Raw genomic sequence first — 20,860 nt, forward strand, 5'->3', positions numbered from 1 at the left:
TAAAAAAACCAGCGAAAGCTGGTTTTTTTTATATTTTTAACTCTACAACCCCGTATTTTCATCCATTTGCATCTGTTACCAGAGCAAACAAAGAGTTACTTTGAAATACGCTGAAGAAAAATAATACAATTCTGGCGGAATTTAACCAGTTTTTGATACTTATCTAACCATCTTTCACAGGTTTGATTGTAAAGCGAGCAAACGAATCATATTTCGAAAAATTTTATTGACTCACAGGGTCTAATCCGTAAAATGCCACCCCGTACCCAAGAGGAATTACCTCAACAAGTACAACGGCGCCTTGGCAGAGTGGCTATGCAGCGGATTGCAAATCCGTGGACCTCGGTTCGATTCCGGGAGGCGCCTCCATTCTCTTTTAGAGAATAATGCGACACTAGCTCAGTTGGTAGAGCGCAACCTTGCCAAGGTTGAGGTCACGAGTTCGAACCTCGTGTGTCGCTCCAAATTACAAATTATAAGATAGTGAACGTAAGTTCGGTATCGAAGATGGTGTCTTACCCATCGCAACAAGTTTGCGTGCCCTGGTGGTGGAATTGGTAGACACAAGGGATTTAAAATCCCTCGGCGTTCGCGCTGTGCCGGTTCAAGTCCGGCCCGGGGCACCATCTATTTTATGTTCTTCTAAAGAACATATTGCGACACTAGCTCAGTTGGTAGAGCGCAACCTTGCCAAGGTTGAGGTCACGAGTTCGAACCTCGTGTGTCGCTCCAAATTAAAAAATGAAATACCAAGTTCATTTTAAAAAAGAATATGGCGCCTTGGCAGAGTGGCTATGCAGCGGATTGCAAATCCGTGGACCTCGGTTCGATTCCGGGAGGCGCCTCCATTATTCTTGAAAGTTATGCGACACTAGCTCAGTTGGTAGAGCGCAACCTTGCCAAGGTTGAGGTCACGAGTTCGAACCTCGTGTGTCGCTCCAAATTTGAATATAACTACTAACTCAGTTGGTAGAGCGTAACCTTGCCAAGGTTGAGGTCACGCTTATGTTCAAGGGAAAGCGAACCTCGTGTGTCGCTCCAAATTATAAGATAGTGAACGTAAGTTCGTTATTGAAGATGGTGTCTTACCCATCGCAACAAGTTTGCGTGCCCTGGTGGTGGAATTGGTAGACACAAGGGATTTAAAATCCCTCGGCGTTCGCGCTGTGCCGGTTCAAGTCCGGCCCGGGGCACCATCTATTTTTATGTTCTTTAAAAGAACATATTGCGACACTAGCTCAGTTGGTAGAGCGCAACCTTGCCAAGGTTGAGGTCACGAGTTCGAACCTCGTGTGTCGCTCCATATATAAAAGCCTCAGTAGAAATGCTGAGGCTTTTTTTATGCTTGTAATTTACAGAGTCTTCATGCCTATCAGTTGGTAGAGCGCAACCTTGCCAAGGTTGAGGTCAGGCTTATGTTCAAGGGAAAGCGAACCTCGTGTGTCGCTCCATATATATGAAAGCCTTAGCAGAAATGCTAAGGCTTTTTTTGTTTGCCCAGCGAAGCTGGCAAACCCGTCAGGTTGAAAGAAACCTGAATCACCCCGACTGAGGGGAAGATAATCCGAATCGCAAGGGCGTTGCTGGCTAACGGCAGGGTCTGAAGGAAGCGATAGGAAGTTAACAGTACACAACGCAAGTAAACCTGCTTCGGCAGTATAGGTGGGTAAGCGTCCGAAATAGCGCGAAGCCCTATACTCAGTCAGACCTATGCTGTGTTTGAGGGTGGCATTGTTAACAGGGAGCGAGTGCAGTAACTGGGGAAGCCTGGCATCACATCCGGGCAAATGCCGGAGGCGTCTATCAAGATGAGACTCAAGATGCACGTTTGGTGTGAGGTGGCAGATGAATCCGTAGTAGTGAGTAAGGCTCAGCCAGAGAAGCCCAGTAATGGTGTGGAGGATAAAACTGAGCTGACTGTCAGCATTATGTCTGGTGGAGCATTGACTAGCCAAAAGCTTATCAGTGTTGCGAAGGGAGGAAGTACACTTTAAGTTATCTGATGACAGTGAATATTGGAGTAAGGGTACACAAGCCGCTTGATCAGCGGGGTACGTCAAACTGGTTCCTTTAGGAATAAAGTACTGGTGAGAATGACCGTACATTGGAAGTAACTGTGACAACATGTTGGTAGATTGCCACTGAGCTAGAACGCCGCATCTCACAGAGAATTTTACCAGCTTACACAGTAGGAACTGAAACAAGGCTGCGCTCACTGAGGGAGCATATGCTTTCGAAGAGAGTTACTTTAAAAAGTAAGTGGAGTGTGCATGAGCCGTATACGAGGTCCGTACGTACGGTTCTGTGAGAGGGATGAGGCGGCAACGCCTCACCCTACTCGATATGCTTAAATATAAAAATGTTAGCCATGAAACATTTTGAAAACAATAGCGATGTATAAATCGAATGATTATGAGTATTGCTGTTGCTATCTTCTTGTTTTCTTGCTAAATTCCCGCGCAATCTCGGAGAGCTCTGGGGGACACGCGTAATAAGCATTCTAAGCTGATTGTGATATTACGTAGGGTAGGTATCAAACGGCCATCGTTTGATAGATGGGAATGACCATGTCAGTGATGACATCGAAATAGGCACCCAACATGTATCAATCTAATCTGACAATCAGCTTTGTTCTTCCGGCGTACAGTATTATTACTGAGCCTTGATCTGTCACGTCTGACAGTTCACCCCAAAGTTACTAATTTCTTTATCTTCTCTCTTTGAGAGAGGTTTACGTACAATCTTTTTGTAATGCGTTAGGCCCTTTTTACTAATGGTCTTGGGCAACTACTACTCCAATTTAGGTAAATCTATGAGTTCTGCATTTGAATTTGAGATATCAGCAACCAATGCTGTGTTTTCAAGTGATGTTCCTGTTGTTGAAGGCCTTTATGACCTCACTCCAGATCAAATGTTAATTGATCAAGCTGAGCATGAATCTGAGGTTCGTTCATACCCTCGTCGTCTTCCCCTTGCCATTAAGCGTGCTTATGGCGCGTTGGTTGAAGATACTCGCGGTCAAATGTTTTTAGACTGTTTGGCAGGCGCGGGTACTTTGGTGCTTGGCTATAACCATCCAGAAATTAATCATGCTTTGAAAGAGCAGCTTGAAAGTGGACTGCCGTATCAAACTCTTGATATGACAACACCCGCTAAAGATACCTTTATCAAGCGAGTAAAAGCGTTTTTGCCTGAAGACTTTGCTAAAAACTCGGCAATTCAGTTCTGTGGTCCTTCTGGTGCTGATGCAGTAGAAGCGGCGATTAAATTGGCGAAGCAAACCACAGGTCGTAACACCGTATTTGCCTTCCGTGGTGCCTATCATGGCATGACTAACGGCACTATGGGCATGATGGGTAACTTAGGCACCAAAGCGCGCCGTACTGGCTTAATGTCAGACGTACACTTCATGCCATTTCCATATAACTTGCGCTGCCCGTTTGGTTTAGGCGGTGATGCAGGTGCTAAAGCAAGCATCCGTTATATGGAACGTCTGCTTAACGATGATGAGTCGGGCATTATGAAGCCTGCCGCTATTTTTGTAGAGACAGTGCAAGGCGAGGGCGGCGTGATCCCAGCCCCAGCATTTTGGCTACGCGAACTACGCCGCATTTGTGATGAGCACAATATCTTATTGGTGCTTGACGAAATTCAATGTGGCGTGGGTAAAACTGGTTATAACTTCGCTTTTGAAGAAGCAGGTATTAACCCTGACATCTTGTGTCTTTCTAAGGCAATTGGCGGCGGTTTACCGATGTCATTGCTGGTGTTTAAAAAAGAAAATGACACTTGGAACGCTGGAGAGCATACCGGAACGTTCCGTGGTAACCAGTTAGCGATGGTGACCGGTGCTAAAGCCCTTGAGATCATTGAGCGTGATAACCTTGTTGAACATGCTGCAAAAGCAGGTCAGTACTTACGTGAAGGCTTAGAAGCCATTCAGCGTCGCGTTAACTGCATTGCAGAAGTGCGTGGTAAAGGTTTGATGCTTGGCGTTGAGATTGTAAAACCAAGCGGTGAATGCAACAAATTTGGTGAGCGTATTGCCGATGGCGACCTAACGCTTGCCATACAGCGCGCCGCACTTGAGCGTGGCTTGATGGTCGAAAAAGGCGGTCGTGATGGCAGTGTTATTCGCTTCCTTCCTCCTATTATCATCTCTTACGCGCAAATCGACTTTGCGTTGAAAACCATGCAGGAGGCGATTTTAGCCGCAGGCGGTTCTCCTAAAGATCCTGAGCCGACCGATAAGCAGTGGCAACAACATTTTGTGCATACTGGCGCAGAAGGCGCAGATGAGTTCGCTAAAGTCATGCATCACACAGTGGATGCGATGAAGTCGGTTTTTGCCGCGGTCGATAAACCATATTCTGGGATGAACCCGCAACAACTTGAAGCGAAAATCAATGAAGTTGATCTTAATTCTGGTAATCAAGATCTTACGCAAGTTGTCGATACTACTGCCGAATTAGTCGCTAAAAACTCAATTATGGTGCAACACCCTAATTGTATTGCGCATTTACATACGCCTCCTATGATGCCGGCGATTGCGGCAGAAGCGATGATTGCAACACTCAATCAATCGATGGATTCATGGGATCAAGCCTCTGCTGCAACTTACGTTGAGCAAAAAGTGGTGGATTGGCTGTGCGAGCAATACCAAATGGGCGAAGCCTCTGATGGCGTATTTACCAGTGGCGGCACGCAAAGCAACCAAATGGGTCTGCTTCTAGCTCGCGATTGGTTTGCAGATGTCACCAGTCAACATTCTATTCAAAAGCTTGGCAACCCAGACTATGCAGACAAACTGCGTATCTTTTGCTCTGACAAGTCTCATTTCACCGTGCAAAAATCAGCGGCGTGGATGGGGTTGGGCGAAAAATCAGTGGTGTGTATTGCAACCTTTGAAGATGGCAGCATAGATACCCAGGCTCTTGCCGATGCCGTCACTAAAGCTAAAAGTGAAGGTCTAATGCCGTTTGCTATGGTAGCCACTGCGGGCACAACCGATCACGGCGCCATCGATGACATTAACGCGATGGTCGATATCGCCAAACGCGAAAATCTGTGGCTGCATGTGGATGGCGCGTACGGCGGGGCATTAATCCTCAGCAGTCATAAGCATCGTCTGCAAGGCATAGAAAAAGCCGATTCTGTATCGGTAGATTTCCATAAGCTGTTTTATCAAACAATCAGCTGTGGCTCGCTACTGGTCAAAGACAAAGCCAACTTTAACTATCTATTGCATCACGCTGACTACTTAAATCGTGAGCATGATGAATTGCCAAACTTGGTTGATAAAACCATGGCGACCACTAAGCGTTTTGACGCGCTAAAAGTGTACATGACCATGCAAAACGTGGGTCCTAAAACACTAGGCGCAATGTACGACCATTTGCTTGAGCAAACACAGCAAGTCGCCAGCATGGTGAAAAAGCACGCTATGTTTGAGCTGTTGGCAACGCCTTCACTTTCAACCGTATTGTTCCGTTGCAAGCACCTTGATGCTGGTCGCTTAGATAAGCTAAATCAACAAGTGCGTATTGAAGCATTAGTTCGCGGCGTTGCAGTATTAGGTGAAACCATTGTGAATGGTCATTCTGCGCTTAAATTTACAATTTTAAATCCGTGTCTGACCTTGTCGGATTTCGAAACATTATTAAATGACATTGATAAGCTAGCGGTAGAGCTAGCGGCACAATAAAGGAAATACAAAATGGCAGTTTTGCAAATTGGCGCAGGTGGCGTTGGTTGGGTAGTGGCACATAAAGCCGCGCAAAATAATGATGTGTTGGGTGATATTACTATTGCGTCGCGCACCATCGCAAAATGTGACAAGATCATTAATTCGATCAAAGGTAAAAACAACCTTAAAGATCCTGCAAAAAAATTAGAATCACGTTCGGTTGATGCAGACGATGTGGCCGCTCTGGTTGCGCTAATCAAAGAAGTAAAACCTGATTTGGTGATTAATGCTGGTCCTCCTTGGGTTAACATCACCATCATGGAAGCGTGTCTGCAAGCGAAGGTGTCTTACTTAGATACTTCTGTAGCGGTAGATTTATGCTCTGAAGGACAACAAGTACCACAAGCTTATGATTGGCAGTGGGGCTTCCGTGACAAGTTTAAAGAAGCAGGTATTACCGGTATTCTTGGCGCAGGTTTTGATCCAGGCGTAGTGAGCGTATTTGCCGCTCACGCCGTTAAGCACTTGTTTGATGAGATCGACACCATCGATGTAATGGACGTGAACGCAGGCGATCACGGCAAGAAGTTTGCCACTAACTTTGATCCTGAAACCAATATGCTAGAAATCCAAGGCGATTCTTTCTATTGGGAAAATGGCGAGTGGAAACAAGTCGGCTGTCACGAGCGTATGTTTGAGTTCGATTTCCCGTTAGTAGGCAAGCATAAAGTTTACTCAATGGCGCACGATGAAGTGCGTTCTATGCAAGAGTTTATCCCAGCAAAACGCATTGAGTTTTGGATGGGCTTTGGCGATGCATACTTAAACTACTTTAACTGTATGCGCGATATTGGTCTGCTTAGCCCAGATCCGCTGACTTTGCATGACGGCACGGTTGTACAACCTTTGCATGTGCTGAAAGCTATGCTGCCTGATCCAACGTCTCTAGCACCGGGTTACAAAGGTAAGACTTGTATCGGTACTTGGGTTCGCGGCACTAAAGACGGTAAAGCGCGCGGCGTATTTATCTACAACAACGCCGATCATGAAGTGGCGTATGAAGATGTTGAGCATCAAGCCATTTCTTACACCACTGGCGTTCCTGCAATTACGGCTGCGCTGCAATATTTCCGTGGCAAGTGGGCAGAAGCAGGCGTGTTCAATATGGAACAGCTTGACCCTGATCCGTTCTTAGCAACGATGCCAGAGATTGGTCTTGATTGGCACGTACAAGAGCTTGATCCACAGCAAGCGCCAGATATTCAAACTCTGAAATAGACTTAACGATTATCTTCTAAATTAAAGCCGGTATTTATGCCGGCTTTGTTCGGTTAAAGAGCTAGACAACTTATGAACCATTCCCAATTGCAAACTCCGTACTTCATGATTGATGAAGCCAAACTCATTCAAAACCTTGAAACCGCTAAAAAGCTCAAAGAGCTTTCTGGCGTCAAACTGGTCTTGGCACTGAAATGCTTCTCTACTTGGGGCGTATTTGACATCATCAAGCCTTACCTTGATGGCACCACCAGCAGTGGTCCTTATGAAGTCAAATTGGGTCACGAAACCTTTGGCGGCGAAACTCACGCTTACAGTGTGGGCTACACCGAGCAAGACGTGATCGAAGTGGCGAGTGTTTGCGATAAAATGATCTTCAACTCTCAAAGCCAGTTGGCGCACTATCGTCACCTTGTCGAAGGCAAAGCTTCAATTGGTTTACGTTTAAATCCGGGTGTGAGCGTAGCAGGGCAAGATCTTGCCAACCCTGCACGTCAATACTCGCGCCTTGGCGTGCAAGCCGATCAAATTAAGCCTGACGTCTTTGCTAGCATTGATGGCGTCATGTTCCACATGAACTGTGAGAACAAAAGCGCTGACTCGTTTATTGGCTTATTGGATTCGATTTCTGCGCAGTTCGGTGATTACCTAGACCAAATGAAATGGGTCAGCCTTGGTGGCGGCGTCTTTTTCACATGGCCGGGATATGAGCTTGAAAAACTCGCCTCCGCTCTAAAAAGCTTTTCGCAAAAGCATGGCGTTCAGCTTTATCTAGAACCCGGCGAAGCCATCATCACCAAAACCGCCGATCTTGTGGTCACCGTGGTTGATATTGTAGAAAACGACAAAAAAACCGCCATTGTAGACTCGGCAACCGAAGCGCACCGTTTAGATACGCTTATCTATGACGAGCCCGCATCTATTTTAGAGGCGCAAGAGGGTGCAGAACATCACTACGTGATTGGCTCATGCTCTTGCCTAGCAGGCGATCAGTTCTGCGAAACCCAATTTACCCAACCGCTAACAATAGGCCAACGCCTACACATCATGGATAGCGCCGGCTACACCATGGTAAAACTGAACTGGTTCAACGGCATTAAAATGCCATCCATCTACTGCCAACGCACCAGCGGCGAAATAGTGAAACTAAACGAATTCGGATATTCCGATTTTAAACGCTCACTGTCGCAGTGGTCTGTTTAATAGCAATGTAATGCTCGTTTAAAATTGTGATGGTATAAAGCCCTAATTGACTTGTGATGATGCGAGTTGTTAGGGCTTTTTTGTATTTATATTTCCCAATTTTCCGCAACAGCGATAGTAAATCAGCAATCCGCAACTAAACGGTTATAGCAATAAAGAGTGTTAGCTTTTTATAGTCGCTCGGAGTTAACGGTAACCTTCAACATTAGAGGATTTAAAAATGTATAAATTTACGGCTTTACTATCAGATTCTGGAACGTAAATAGGTGGCACTCACTTTAACCTACGTAACTGGTAGGGCGAACGCATGAGTGAATACTTATCGACCAATCATGAGCATCATCTCCACAAGACGCCGTGAAACCATCCTTGATGGCTTCATTGTGGCATTCATGCCACAAAGCCTTGTTCCAATAATGCACATAATTCTGTTTAAATAACGTTCGTGATCTCACCCTGACGTAACTGGAGGTTAGCACTGGCGTGGCGGCATTATGTCGTGACTTCTTAAATAAAGTTCTTTACGGCTAATCCAATAATCGATGTAATCGCTACTGAAAGTAATGAACCTAATAGAACATATTCTGTTAGTTTATGATTTTTTGAATTGTTTAATTCACCAAACCTGAATATCGACTTAGCAGCTAATATGAACCCTATGACGGAAAATTGGCCTGTTATAGTAAAAGTGAGTATTAATGTTCGTTCTAAATACCCGATAACGACGCCACCTGAAATCAAGTCTTCGTTTTCTTCATTAACCCCTGGTGTATATTTAGATAAAACAGAACCAATGACAATTGAAGTAGGCTGGTAAATGACAATATAAGCAAGTGCGATAGCTAGGTTACTTTTAGTAATAATGATATCCGTCATTGTTGATATAGACAGATCTAATGGGGATACATGCAACGCAACTGCAACTAAGACTGTTATGTGCAGTATTTGATCAAGAAGGAAGTAACGTAATTTTTTGCCTAAGTATGTCTTAACGAGATCGATTAGGTAGTGAGAAACGCCAATAATGATCAGCATACAGATAATGGTATACCAATTTGTAGTGATAAATAAAATTGGGATGGACGAAACTAAGGCGTGTATTGATGAATGTATATACAGCTTGATAGACCTTTCTTTCTTGTCATGTTTATCTTGAATCCATGATTTTGGCTGCAAATAGAAGTCGATCACTACATGCAAAATGGTAAGAAATAGAAGTAAAATGAGAAATGTATTCAAAGAAAAAACGCCCTTACTTTTTGCGAAAATAATTGAGTATATTCAGTGACTAGGTTTAATCTTGCCGAATTTATAGAACGGTTTACTGATACTCTATGTACACCCAATAACTTCGCTATTTCTTTCTGTGTCAGAGTGTGCTTATTTTTAAGTACGATATATGTGATTGCGCATTGGCGCTCTGTCATTTCTGATATTTGCTGATCTAAGTATTTAGTGAGTAGATCAAAATGTTCATTGAACGGTTGTACTAGCGACGAGACTTTCAATGTGTCTGTCGTCATATTGTCTAATGCTCTTCCTGATAAAGTGAAAGCATCACCTGTTGAACTGCCAATAGTATGTCGAATAGACACATCATGTCCTATAGCAAGGCTTATTCTACAATCATAGGTGCTATTTCTATTTTTTAGGCCAGTTTTCAGTAATAGTGCGTACGTGGCTGCATTTTCTACGTCTTGGACTAAGACTTGAAATGAATCGCCTCTAGTCACTTCGAATTTATTGTTTGGGTTTAGAGAGCGAATCAGTGCTAGCTGATTATGCAAGGTATATAGTAGGTCCTCATACATACTGTGTTCTAGTTCGGTAGAACGTATAATATCGCCACTTAATACGGCTATAGGCCTGACTCGCTGTTCTTGTTCTTCCATATCTAAGCTCCTATACACATAAATAGTGCTGTATTGCTACCTTACTTTAATAGTAACGTGTTTAGGTTACTTCTTCTACTAGTAACCTATTTACGTTACTTTCTTTAATAGTAACGTTTTTACGTTACTTATTTTGAGTGTATTTGCCACATATCCCTAAGTAGCTCCTTCTGGCAGGGTATAACTGTTAGAATTAAGCATTCTTGAAGTACCTCCTCGGGGGCATTATGTCTATATTCACCAAGCTTAAAAATCAAATCCGCATTGGATCCGTATAAGTTGCGCTTTGGTTGTTTGAATTTCATACTCAATTTAATTGCGGAATCACTCTGTATGATTGGAGGTTTTATGACTACAGCAAGGCTTGATATTCACTTGGATGAGAAATTAAAGCTAAGGCTGAGAAAGCATCAATTGGACTGTGGTGAAGAAGAGTTAAACGATTTTATCCAAACTAAGCCGCTAAAATATGCAAGTAGGCATCAGCCGCACTATGGTTTTGGCTGCTTCTATGCCATTACCTTAGTATGGGGCAGTAAAATTAGAGGGTATTGATAGTATGGATACCGTATATGAAATTGATGTGACGGAAGCTCAGCACAAGTCGATCGAAATTTTGAGAAGCCACTCATTTCCAGAGCATCAAGTTGATCGCTCCTATTACAAACAACTCCCTCATATGCGCGCTTTACAATATGAAGGTGACACACTCGTTGGTTATCTAGGGCTAGATTATCGCGTGATAAATGTTGGAGGCGAGGTGTATCGTGTCTTAGGAGTCATTGATTTTTGTATTGCTGAACAGTTTCGAGGAAAAGGTATTGGATCACGTATGCTTTCTGAAGTCTCGTCGTTTGCAGAAGGAAAGGGCGTTGATTTTATTATACTTATCTCAGAGTTGGATACGTTCTACCAAAGACAGGGTTATCGCAAAGTAGAAGGCATACACTCTTGGTTAAGGCTTAATGAACATACAAATTATGGTGTGGCGGTCGAGTATATAGATGAATTGTTTATAAAATCTATAAGTGGTAAGAAATGGGTTAATGGACATGTCGACTGGCTTGGATATATGTACTAGTTGGTAACAGGACTCATCTTGATACGTACTAATTTTTTAGCCAAACTTAGGAGACATTAATGTCTACAATTGCGAAAACACCTAAACCGCCATATTTTGCGGTGATTTTTACTTCCACCCGAACCGATGGCGATAATGGCTATGCAGAAATGGCTGATAAGATGGTCAAACTTGCTGAGCAACAACCCGGATTTTTGGGTATTGAGTCTGCAAGAGAGGAGGTTGGTATCACCGTCTCTTATTGGGCTGATCTAGACTCAATCAAAAATTGGAAAGCCCATTCTGAGCATTTACAAGCACAAAAATACGGCCGTAAATCTTGGTACGATTCTTTTAAAGTGCGCATCTCTAAAGTAGAGCGAGATTACGGTTTATAACAAACAATGACAGGGATCACGATTGAACCAATGTTCTCGTTGCCGCTTATGCTGTTGAAAAAAGAATAAATATCACTTATTGTTCCGACTACTTTCCCCCGTTCTTTGCTATCTAGCCGTTGTTTACTAGTCTCTAGTAATGACCCCACTATTGCCAGTAACTGGCACGTTTAAACAATTTAATGAAGATTACTCAGCAACTTAACGTGAAGAATACTTCGTCACGCTTTGACATAATGATCAGGTTTTAATAATGAATAATTCGGATAAAAATCAGAATAACAGTCCATCAGTTGACGTATTCTTTGAGCTGGCGTTTCGACCTTTCTTTCTCTGTGCATCAATATTTAGTATTGCAGCGCTTGTAGGGTGGGCGGCATTTTGGAACGGCAGTGTCAGCCTTAATGTCTATGGCGGTGTAATGTGGTGGCACATGCACGAAATGCTATTTGGATTTGCGGCAACAGTGGTGGTTGGCTTTTTGTTGACGGCGGTACAAAACTGGACTGGTGTGCGCAGTATAAATGGCGGCTGGCTGATGCTGATGCTGGTGGTATGGCTTATAGCCAGAATTGTCATGTTCCTGCCGGATCTTTTTAATCAATGGTTTATTGCTGCGATTGACCTATTGTTTTTGATAATAGCATTAGTCTCTCTTGCCAGTAACGTTATCAGCGTTAAGTTGTGGCGTAATTTTCTGTTCGTTCCAATACTGTTTTTCATGATTTTAGCCAATGGGGTCATGCATTATAGTGTGCTGTTTCAAAAACCATTATTGATGATGCAAGCCAGTACTACGATGGTGTTATTGATTACATTGATAATGTGCATTATGGGAGGCAGAGTCTTTCCTATGTTTACGGCAAACGGCACTCAAACTCCAAAAACTGAGCCCATTCTATGGCTTGAAAATTTGAGTATTTCAAGTGCGATACTTGCCGTTGCGCTTAACTTTCAATTATTCCCAGTCCCTCCACAAGTAGTCGCTGGTGTCTTTATTCTCAGTGGTTTAGCCAATGCTTACCGAGCCATACGTTGGAAAGTGTGGGTTGCGTATAAAACGCCACTAGTGTGGACTCTGCATGTCAGTTATTGGGCGGTGGCATTAGGCTTAATTCTATTTGGAATGTCTTTGGTTTCCCCAACTGTTACGCAATCACAAGCGGTACACTCATTAACTGTTGGCGGAATGGGCGTGATGATCTTGTCAATGATCTCGCGAGTTTCTCTTGGTCATACTGGTCGAGTAATAGTGATCGGAAAAGTAATGACAGCGGCACTTGTGGCGATTATTTTTGCTTTCCTTGTGCGTGTATTTGGTGGCTACTTTGTTGATAACATTATAAGTATCATAACGTTATCAAGTGTATTGTGGGTATTTGCCTATAGCTGTTTTGTGGTGTTGTATCTGCCAATACTCATTAAGCCTAGAGATTAATAATGCTACTTATTTAATCAATATAGGTTTGCATAATATTAAAGTTGCATTTTATATGCATCTTTAATATTATAGCAGCGATTAGTTAATACACACCCTTTAAAAGAGAAGATGAATATGAGCTGTTGCGGCGGATGCGGTGGTACAGGCCACGGACAAAAAACTAAAGAAGAAGAAAAAAAAGAAACTAAACAAAAAGATTCTGAGTAATTACTCTCAAATTTTGTGATAGTTTGAACTAAATTTAGAAGCCAGAGATTTCATTGAGATCTCTGGTTTTTTTGTATCTATTACGCTGATCAATTCGAGATTCATGTAGTTGCCTATTATTAATAACCTCAACGCGATTGGGAAAACAGGCTAGGGTGATTCGCTCGTTAATGGCAATGCTATCAAACCTAGCTACTTCAATAGATCCTCATAGCGCAACTTGTTTGTTTCAGTAATTTTCTTTTCCATAAAATCTAGGAAAACTTTTACTCTAGCGGGTAAGATTTTTCCTGGGGGACGTATAGCCCAAATTTTGCTGTCATTCACCAGATCATAATCAGGCAGAACTTGAACCACTCGCCCAGCTTTTAACGAAGGTCCGGCATGCCAATATGCCGCCATACCAATACCCATATCAGCTTCCACAAGATCTCGCATGGCATCACCTAGGTTCAAAGAAATAGGATTAGCTTGTGATATTTTATGTGATTTCCCGTCGCTATCCTTTAGCTCCCAGTTCACTGAGGTACTTAATGATAGGCAGCGATGGTTTAGCAGATCCTCAGGTATCTGAGGTACGCCGTATTTCTTTAAGTATTCAGGTGAAGCCACTAAAAGCATGGGGTTATCGGCAATCCGTCTGGCCAATAGATTGCTCGATGATAAGTTGCCGATACGAAAGGCTAGGTCATAACCCTGTTCTATTAAATCTACGTTACGATCACTAAAATCAATTTCTAGCTCTAGGTTTGGATACAACTCCAGCAATTCTGGGATAAAAGGAACAAGGTAGTGGCGTCCGTATGACGTAGACACAGCCACCTTGAGCCGACCTTGTACATTCTTGTCATCGCCTTTAAAGACATTGCGAACCTCTTCCACGTCATCCACGATGCGCCGTGCATGAGGCAGAAACACTTCACCATCATGAGTTAAGGTGATTGTTCTGGTTGAGCGATGGAAAAGCTTTACTCCAAGATCGGTTTCCAATTGTTGAATTCTTTGGCTCGCATTGGTTGTTGATAGTCCAAAGTCTTCACCAGCACGGCCAATTTTGCCAACTTCTACAACTCGTAAGAACAAAGTTAAGTTTTTCAGTTCAAAATTCATTCTAGGCTTTCCTGCTTATAATCCCGAATTTCAGGATAATGTTTCCTTATATTAGTGGATGATACCAAATAATGACACGGATATACTCGTCGGCACATTCACTGATAGTGACTAACCAATAATAGCTATGATGATTAATCAGGGCGGGGCGGTTGAAATACTAAAGTGAACCATCTTAGAATTTACTATTAAGGATCATCATGACTCATCCAATTCTTCGTGATTTAAACACTCGTTACACTGCAAAAAAATACGACCCAAGTAAACGTATCTCGGCAGACGATATGATGGTGATTCGCGAAGCTCTGCGTATGTCAGCATCTTCTATTAACTCTCAACCTTGGAAGTTTATTGTTGTTGAGTCTGATGAAGCAAAACAGCGATTCCACGGTACCTTTGCCAATATGCACCAGTTCAATCAGCCGCACGCAAAAACGGCTTCTCATACTCTTCTTTTGGCCTACGATCCAAAGTTTACTAAAGAGAAGTATGCAAAGCGTGTTGATGCGGAAGTGGCGTCTGGTCATCTACCAAAAGATATGTACGACATGATGATGGGAGCGTACGCGTTTGCAGAGTCTAATACTGATGAAGCTGGTTTTAACGGCACTTGGACTAAAGCTCAGGTTTATATTGCGCTAGGTAATATTCTGCATACACTTGCGCGTTTAGGTATCGATTCAACACCAATGGAAGGTGTCGATTCAGCCCTAATTGGTGAAGAGTTTAAACAAGAGTTAGATGGGCATGTTTGTGAAGTTGCACTGGCTATGGGTTACCATTTGTCAGATGAAGATTACAATCATGGCCTGCCAAAAGCGCGCCTAGATTTAGAGTCGATTGTTACTACGCTTTAGTACTTTTTAGCAATCGTAATCAGCCATCATTTATGGCTAATAAAAGCAATGGTTAACAAAAACAATAGTTAACAAAATCTATGCTTAGCAAAAGTCCCTTTTAAAAGGGACTTTTTTCGTTTCGTTACGCCGCTTTCATTATTTAGATTCAAAATGGATTTGGGCTATGGCCATGAACAGGCTCGCCTGTTGCAGGATGAGTAAAATAAATATCGCTGGCATGCAGCATGAGACGTGATGACAGTGCATTGAGTGTATTAAGTTCATTGAGTTCATTGCTGTTTTGTGGCGCAACGGCATTATAAAGATCACAGCCTACAATAGGATGACCAAACTCAAGGCTATGAATCCGCAGCTGATGGGTGCGACCGGTGATCGGGGTATATTGCACTAACGTTCTTGGTGGGTTATCCAAACGATCAATTACCTGATACTCACTAATGGCACTTTTGCCACCGCTATGACAAATCTTCACTCGGGGAAATAAAGCCTTATCCTTCGCGATTGGCGCAGATATTTGACCGCTATCAGATTCAACCCAACCTGCTAACACTGCTAAGTACTGTTTTTGCACTGTGCGTGCTCGAAACTGCTGATTGAGGCTTTTTGAAGCCGCGCTATTTAGCCCAACGACCATTATCCCTGAAGTCCCTAGATCTAAGCGATGTGGTAATTTAGCCTCGACAAAAGCCGCGGTTGCCTGCTGATTTTGCGTCGCTTGTTGCCCATGAACCAGACGATAATGAACAGAATCCCAGTTAAGCGGGTTCTTGCCCGATATAGTTAATAAACCACTGGGTTTATTAATCAATAAAATATCATCATCTTGATAAAGAATTTCCACCTTAGCGTGACATTCTGGCGCGACGAAATGATCAATGATTTCACTGGTCGAAGGGTTGGGTTGGGACATTTATAGACCTTGGGTAATGAAAGAAGATAAGGTTCAAGTTGCAATGATAGAGTGATATCGCTGGCTACTTTGGCGCTAAAGCACGTATTTTGCAATCGCTAATATTCGCCTTGTTCTCAAGTGTTTTTCCTGCGTTATTTCTGATCATTCCCGATTTCAGATAATAACTGTGATTGGTATAACTGTCGTTTTTTTTCAATCTTAGTTGCAGCGCATTCATTAATATTTGTGGCATCCGAAAGCGCTGTCTTCTTCGAAGATAATGATTCGCTTTCTTCCTTATCCATAAAACTGGGTCAAAGTAATGTTACAAATTAAACCAATCGAAATTTTAGAAGAAATCAGCCACCTAAAGCAAGATTACTTTGCTCAGTCTACCGCGCCCCTTGATGGTATGTGGCACTTTGGATTTGTGCCTATGTCTGCGCACTTCGGTTTTTATGAACAAGAAACCTTAGTGGGCTATTGTTGCATTAATGGTGAAGGCTATATGCTGCAATTTTATCTATCCTGCCAAGCAAAGACCGACGCAAAAGAACTATTCACTCTTATTGCACAGCAAAATAGTGTGGTGATTGGTGACGTTAAAGGGGCATTTGTGAGCACTGCAGAGCCTCGCTATTTGTCACTTTGCCTTGATAATTCATCGGCATTTAATGTCAATGCACTTATGTATCAGCAATTAGATAGACAGCCTAAAAATAAGCACAGTGCGCTTGGGCTTAAACTTGCACAGGCAGAACAACTGAGCACATTTGTTGAGTTTGCAGCAACGAATATCGGCGCACCAGAGCAGTGGATAATGGGATATTATGGTAATTTAATCAGTCGTAAAGAACTGTTTGGTTACTGGGTTGATGGTGAGTTATTGGCAACCGGCGAGTGTCGCCTATTTGATGAGTATCAAAGCGAGTATGCGGATTTGGGTATGATTGTCGCACAAGATTTACGTGGTAAAGGCATTGCAACTCAATTGTTTATTGAACTAGTCAGTTTTGCCAATGAGCGAGGATTAACCGCAATCTGTTCCACAGAAAGTACCAATCTTGGCGCGCAAAAAGCCATTAAGCGTGCGGGATTAACGCCGTTAAATCGTATTATTCAGATTGAATTTGATTGATATTCTCTGAGCCTAGACTACAGACCCCTTGCCAGTTTTAGCAAAGGGGGACTGTGGTTGCTATTATCTAGATTATATTGATAGTTAACCCTTAGTCAGCAAGTGGAGTAAGTTATGATTCATTGGCTACAATCGCCAAAGTCTACTCTCGTTGCCAAATACGTTGCATGTTATTGGTTGATAGAAAAAACGCCGGATTCTACGACCTATCAATACCCAAAACTGAATCCTGATCCGTGTGCCCATTTGATAATTTCGCCTAACAATCAAAGCTATCATTACAACTTTAATTCTAATATCGCCACCGGAAAAGGCAGTCACTGGCTGTTTCCACACAAACAAACGCTTCAACTTGATCACACCGATCCCTTTATACACATAGGCATTAAGTTCAAAACAGGTGCACTGTATTGTTTGCCGGATTTCTCTGATGATCCGCTGTCACTTGATAGGGTAGTGCCGATAAATGGCACTTTGTTGTACAAACAGTTGGGCTTAGAAGAAAGCCGATTAATTGAAACTGCGCGCAGTGACCCCGAGAAATGTTGCAAGCAGTTAGATGAATTGCTACTGCCGTGGCTAAAAAACGCGATTGAAGATCAGCACAGTAAATTGACCAGTAAAGCGCTGCAATATATTGATATAACATCGGTTTCTGAATTAGGCGATAAGCTTTATTGCTCGCAACGTACATTAGAAAGAAGCTTTTCGCGTGTCACAGGATTAACTCTCAAGCAGTGCCAATCAATGAATCGCTTGGAGCAGATGCTAGAATATGTGTATCAGCGAGATTCAGCCGAGCTTGATTGGGTCGATATTGCTTTTAAGTTCGGCTTTAGCGATCAACCCCATTTAATCCGTTACCTAAAACAGCAGCTAGGGTTTACCCCTAAGATCTACGAAAAAGAGCGAGGGCTAACGATAGACGCTTATGGCGGGGTGAGTTCTAATGCTAACAGTTAGGGCTGCTTAATGAATTGAACGCAAAAAGGTTAGAAATCACAAGATCTCTAACCTTTTTTCTTATTTAAACCAAGTGCTTATGCTTGTATTAAAGCCTGTGTTTAATCTTCAATAACAACTCTGGTATCGTCGCTCAGTGATTCTAATTCACGAGTAACGTCATCAATGGTGACTGATGCTGGCAGTTTTAATGCAAGTTCGGCTGTAAATAGGCTTGCACTCACGCCATTGCCTGCGCCGGCAACAAACACACGATGACAATCCATATCAAGAATACTGATGCCTTGAGCGTCTAGAACTTGGGTGATTTCATTTACGATGCCCGCTTTGTCGCTTGAGTTAAATCTTACACTAAACATCTTGCCTTTATCATGCAGTGAGGCATCGCAGTCAGTAAATTGACAAACAAGATTGTCAGTACCGGTAAAAGCCTTCTTGATGGCATCGACGTTGGCTTGTGGCGCTTCAATTTTAATCACACCAGCGACTTGTTGATCGATGAAATTAACTTTACTACTCAACCACTTGCCGTCATTTTCATGAGTCGTAGCAGAGAGAGATTTGATCGTCGCAGGTGACGCTGTACCAATAAAGTTTGCAATAAATGTAGTAGGCATAGTGGTTTACTCCGCAGTTTCGATAAGTCTATGAATATCAGAACTAAATGGTTAATACACTTAGTTTAGAAAACAAAGTTTATACTTGCATGATATTGGTCAAATATTTAGTTAACCCACTGATTTTTATGTGAGAACTTAGATCTCTGAATTAGTGACATTGTACGCAAGTGCTCCAACCACTGGCAATTCGAGGCTAATCCTCTATAAATAAGGTGAGATTTTCCCAAGAACCTTTTATGCTACGCACGTTAATTTAAGGAAGTGAATATGATCATAAAACCTCGAATTCGTGGATTTATTTGTACTACAACACACCCAGTGGGTTGTGAAGCTAACGTAAAAGAACAAATTGCTTACACCAAAGCACAAGGCCCAATCGCAAATGCACCTAAGCGTGTATTGGTTGTCGGCTCTTCAAGTGGCTATGGTTTATCGTCTCGTATCGCGGCTGCCTTTGGTGGTAACGCGTCGACTATTGGTGTTTTCTTCGAAAAACCAGCAACAGAAAAGAAACCTGGTACAGCCGGTTTTTATAATGCTGCAGCGTTCGATAAACTGGCGCATGAAGAAGGTTTATACGCTAAAAGTTTAAACGGTGATGCTTTCTCTAACGAAGCAAAACAAAAAACAATCGATCTTATCAAACAAGACTTAGGTCAAATTGATATGGTTGTTTACTCACTGGCATCTCCAGTGCGTAAATTGCCGGAAACAGGTGAGTTGATTCGTTCAGCATTGAAGCCTCTCGGTAATACTTATACGTCGACTGCGGTAGATACCAACAAAGACCAAATCATCGAAGCAAGCATTGAGCCTGCAACTGAGCAAGAAATTGCCGATACAGTGACGGTGATGGGCGGCGAAGATTGGGAACTATGGATCAATGCACTTTCTGAAGCTGGCGTTTTAGCCGACGGTTGTAAGACAGTTGCATACAGCTATATTGGTACTGAGCTGACATGGCCAATCTATTGGGATGGCGCTCTAGGCCGTGCCAAGATGGATTTGGATCGTGCATCTACAGCATTGAATGCGAAACTGTCTGTAACAGGCGGTAGTGCAAACGTTGCGGTACTTAAATCAGTAGTCACTCAAGCAAGCTCTGCTATTCCTGTTATGCCTCTTTATATCGCGATGGTATTCAAGAAAATGCGTGAAGAGGGTGTACACGAAGGTTGTATGCAACAAATCTTCCGTATGTTCAGTGAGCGTCTATATAAAGCCGATGGTAGCGCAGCAGAAGTAGATGAGAGCAATCGTCTACGTCTTGATGACTGGGAACTACGTGAAGACATTCAACAGCATTGTCGTAACCTTTGGCCTCAAGTGACCTCTGAGAACATCAGAGAGCTGACAGACTATCAAGAATACAAAGATGAATTCTTGAGCCTGTTTGGTTTTGGTATTGACGGCGTGGATTATGAAGCGGATGTAGATACCCTTGTTGATTTCGATGTGATCGATATCTAACAATAGACTCAGTGCTAGCGAGCTCTGGGTTTAAATGTAAACTTGGCAAAGCTAGTGACTTAGAACAAAAAAACCGGATTTCATTGAAATCCGGTTTTTATTTAACTGTTTTATTTGAGGCTTTGAATTACGCGTATAGACCTAAGTTGTCTTTTGCGTATGCTTCAAATTCTGTACAACCACCAACGTGGTCTTGGTCAACAAAGATTTGCGGTACAGTTTCTACTGGTTTACCCACAGTCTTTTCTAAATCTGCTTTAGAAATCCCTTCTGCATGAATATCAACGTAACGATAGTTAAAATCTTCACGGCTTTCTTTCAGTTCTTCAGCGATCTCTTTCGCACGAACACAATACGGGCAAGCTGGGCGCCCAAAAATTACTACAAACATAATATTCTCCTTCTATATATTACGACTATGCCTCAAGAGCAAAATGAAATAAAGAACAAATTACCTGTTAGTGCAATAGGTAATACCTATCAAAAATAATAAGCGAATTATTGCGTAAAAATACAGCGAAATCCCCTGATAAATGAGTCATTGTACAAATGAGTTGTTACAAAGCAAATGCTTGATTTGAAGTAATATTCCCCCAAGATAGGTCAATAGACTATATATTAGTCTGTAGGTGTTTTATTTGG

The 20,860-nt window shown here is 42.6% G+C and carries 18 protein-coding genes and 8 tRNA genes; 20 read left to right on the top strand and 6 right to left on the bottom strand.

Annotated features, from left to right (window positions below; all coding sequences use genetic code 11):
• The first annotated feature begins 295 nt into the window (after positions 1-295).
• From A9260_RS10480 to nspC, 12 genes are all read left to right on the top strand, one after another.
• Positions 296-369, top strand: a tRNA-Cys gene (locus tag A9260_RS10480).
• Between the two features lie 19 nt (positions 370-388).
• Positions 389-464 (top strand) — tRNA-Gly (locus A9260_RS10485).
• Positions 465-539: 75 nt separating this feature from the next.
• Positions 540-626, top strand: a tRNA-Leu gene (locus A9260_RS10490).
• Between the two features lie 30 nt (positions 627-656).
• Positions 657-732, top strand: a tRNA-Gly gene (locus tag A9260_RS10495).
• A 42-nt stretch (positions 733-774) separates the two neighbouring features.
• Positions 775-848: transfer RNA gene (locus A9260_RS10500), tRNA-Cys, on the top strand.
• 17 nt (positions 849-865) lie between these two features.
• Positions 866-941 (top strand) — tRNA-Gly (locus A9260_RS10505).
• A 168-nt stretch (positions 942-1,109) separates the two neighbouring features.
• Positions 1,110-1,196, top strand: a tRNA-Leu gene (locus A9260_RS10510).
• 31 nt (positions 1,197-1,227) lie between these two features.
• A tRNA-Gly gene (locus A9260_RS10515) sits at positions 1,228-1,303 on the top strand.
• Between the two features lie 505 nt (positions 1,304-1,808).
• Complete coding sequence (locus tag A9260_RS10525; RefSeq protein ID WP_156684040.1) at positions 1,809-1,994, top strand: hypothetical protein; 186 nt, start codon at positions 1,809-1,811, stop codon at positions 1,992-1,994.
• Between the two features lie 818 nt (positions 1,995-2,812).
• On the top strand, positions 2,813-5,704 hold the full coding sequence (locus A9260_RS10530; RefSeq protein WP_068698761.1) for a pyridoxal phosphate-dependent class III aminotransferase: 2,892 nt from the start codon (positions 2,813-2,815) through the stop codon (positions 5,702-5,704).
• Positions 5,705-5,716: 12 nt separating this feature from the next.
• Positions 5,717-6,964, top strand: coding sequence for a carboxynorspermidine synthase (locus A9260_RS10535; protein WP_068698763.1), 1,248 nt, complete (start codon positions 5,717-5,719; stop codon positions 6,962-6,964).
• Between the two features lie 72 nt (positions 6,965-7,036).
• A complete protein-coding gene (gene nspC / locus A9260_RS10540; protein ID WP_068698765.1) occupies positions 7,037-8,167 on the top strand; it encodes a carboxynorspermidine decarboxylase in 1,131 nt (376 codons plus the stop codon).
• Between the two features lie 507 nt (positions 8,168-8,674).
• On the opposite strand, the gene A9260_RS10545 is transcribed toward nspC, so the two are convergent.
• Positions 8,675-9,406: a DUF3307 domain-containing protein gene (locus A9260_RS10545; protein ID WP_068698767.1), complete on the bottom strand. Its 732-nt coding sequence runs from the start codon at positions 9,404-9,406 to the stop codon at positions 8,675-8,677.
• Positions 9,403-10,059, bottom strand: coding sequence for a MarR family transcriptional regulator (locus A9260_RS10550; protein WP_068698769.1), 657 nt, complete (start codon positions 10,057-10,059; stop codon positions 9,403-9,405). The genes A9260_RS10545 and A9260_RS10550 overlap by 4 nt, the downstream gene beginning before the upstream one ends.
• A gap of 348 nt (positions 10,060-10,407) precedes the next feature.
• On the opposite strand from A9260_RS10550, the gene A9260_RS17040 reads away from it, so the two are divergent.
• The 4 genes from A9260_RS17040 to A9260_RS10570 all read left to right on the top strand — a co-directional run bounded on the left by A9260_RS17040 (position 10,408) and on the right by A9260_RS10570 (position 12,955).
• Entirely contained in the window at positions 10,408-10,614 is a 207-nt protein-coding gene (locus A9260_RS17040) for a hypothetical protein (protein WP_068698771.1), read from the top strand.
• A gap of 4 nt (positions 10,615-10,618) precedes the next feature.
• Complete coding sequence (locus A9260_RS10560; RefSeq protein ID WP_068698774.1) at positions 10,619-11,140, top strand: GNAT family N-acetyltransferase; 522 nt, start codon at positions 10,619-10,621, stop codon at positions 11,138-11,140.
• A gap of 59 nt (positions 11,141-11,199) precedes the next feature.
• Positions 11,200-11,517, top strand: coding sequence for an antibiotic biosynthesis monooxygenase family protein (locus A9260_RS10565; protein WP_068698776.1), 318 nt, complete (start codon positions 11,200-11,202; stop codon positions 11,515-11,517).
• A 253-nt stretch (positions 11,518-11,770) separates the two neighbouring features.
• Positions 11,771-12,955, top strand: a complete 1,185-nt coding sequence (locus A9260_RS10570; RefSeq protein WP_068698778.1) for an NnrS family protein — start codon at positions 11,771-11,773, stop codon at positions 12,953-12,955.
• A 402-nt stretch (positions 12,956-13,357) separates the two neighbouring features.
• Here the strand turns inward: A9260_RS10570 and A9260_RS10575 are convergent, their stop codons facing one another.
• A complete protein-coding gene (locus A9260_RS10575; RefSeq protein WP_068698780.1) occupies positions 13,358-14,275 on the bottom strand; it encodes a LysR family transcriptional regulator in 918 nt (305 codons plus the stop codon).
• Between the two features lie 200 nt (positions 14,276-14,475).
• Between A9260_RS10575 and A9260_RS10580 the strand changes: the two genes are divergently transcribed.
• Positions 14,476-15,132, top strand: a complete 657-nt coding sequence (locus A9260_RS10580; RefSeq protein WP_068698782.1) for a nitroreductase family protein — start codon at positions 14,476-14,478, stop codon at positions 15,130-15,132.
• A gap of 148 nt (positions 15,133-15,280) precedes the next feature.
• On the opposite strand, the gene A9260_RS10585 is transcribed toward A9260_RS10580, so the two are convergent.
• Complete coding sequence (locus tag A9260_RS10585; RefSeq protein WP_068698785.1) at positions 15,281-16,045, bottom strand: RluA family pseudouridine synthase; 765 nt, start codon at positions 16,043-16,045, stop codon at positions 15,281-15,283.
• Positions 16,046-16,349: 304 nt separating this feature from the next.
• On the opposite strand from A9260_RS10585, the gene A9260_RS10590 reads away from it, so the two are divergent.
• Positions 16,350-17,165 carry a GNAT family N-acetyltransferase gene (locus tag A9260_RS10590; RefSeq protein ID WP_068698786.1) on the top strand — a complete coding sequence of 272 codons (816 nt, stop codon included), beginning with the start codon at positions 16,350-16,352 and terminating at the stop codon, positions 17,163-17,165.
• Positions 17,166-17,279: 114 nt separating this feature from the next.
• Complete coding sequence (locus A9260_RS10595; protein WP_068698788.1) at positions 17,280-18,128, top strand: helix-turn-helix domain-containing protein; 849 nt, start codon at positions 17,280-17,282, stop codon at positions 18,126-18,128.
• A 101-nt stretch (positions 18,129-18,229) separates the two neighbouring features.
• Here A9260_RS10595 and A9260_RS10600 read toward each other — a convergent pair whose 3' ends face one another.
• Positions 18,230-18,745: a glycine cleavage system protein R gene (locus tag A9260_RS10600; RefSeq protein ID WP_068698790.1), complete on the bottom strand. Its 516-nt coding sequence runs from the start codon at positions 18,743-18,745 to the stop codon at positions 18,230-18,232.
• Between the two features lie 270 nt (positions 18,746-19,015).
• Between A9260_RS10600 and fabV the strand changes: the two genes are divergently transcribed.
• Positions 19,016-20,218, top strand: coding sequence for an enoyl-ACP reductase FabV (gene fabV, locus A9260_RS10605; protein WP_068698792.1), 1,203 nt, complete (start codon positions 19,016-19,018; stop codon positions 20,216-20,218).
• 127 nt (positions 20,219-20,345) lie between these two features.
• On the opposite strand, the gene A9260_RS10610 is transcribed toward fabV, so the two are convergent.
• The gene (locus A9260_RS10610) at positions 20,346-20,609 is read right to left on the bottom strand and encodes a GrxA family glutaredoxin (RefSeq protein WP_068698794.1); all 264 of its coding nucleotides are present in this window, start codon (positions 20,607-20,609) and stop codon (positions 20,346-20,348) included.
• Between the last annotated feature and the right edge of the window lie 251 nt (positions 20,610-20,860).

The organism is Vibrio sp. UCD-FRSSP16_30 (genome assembly GCF_001676025.1).
GTDB lineage: Bacteria > Pseudomonadota > Gammaproteobacteria > Enterobacterales > Vibrionaceae > Vibrio.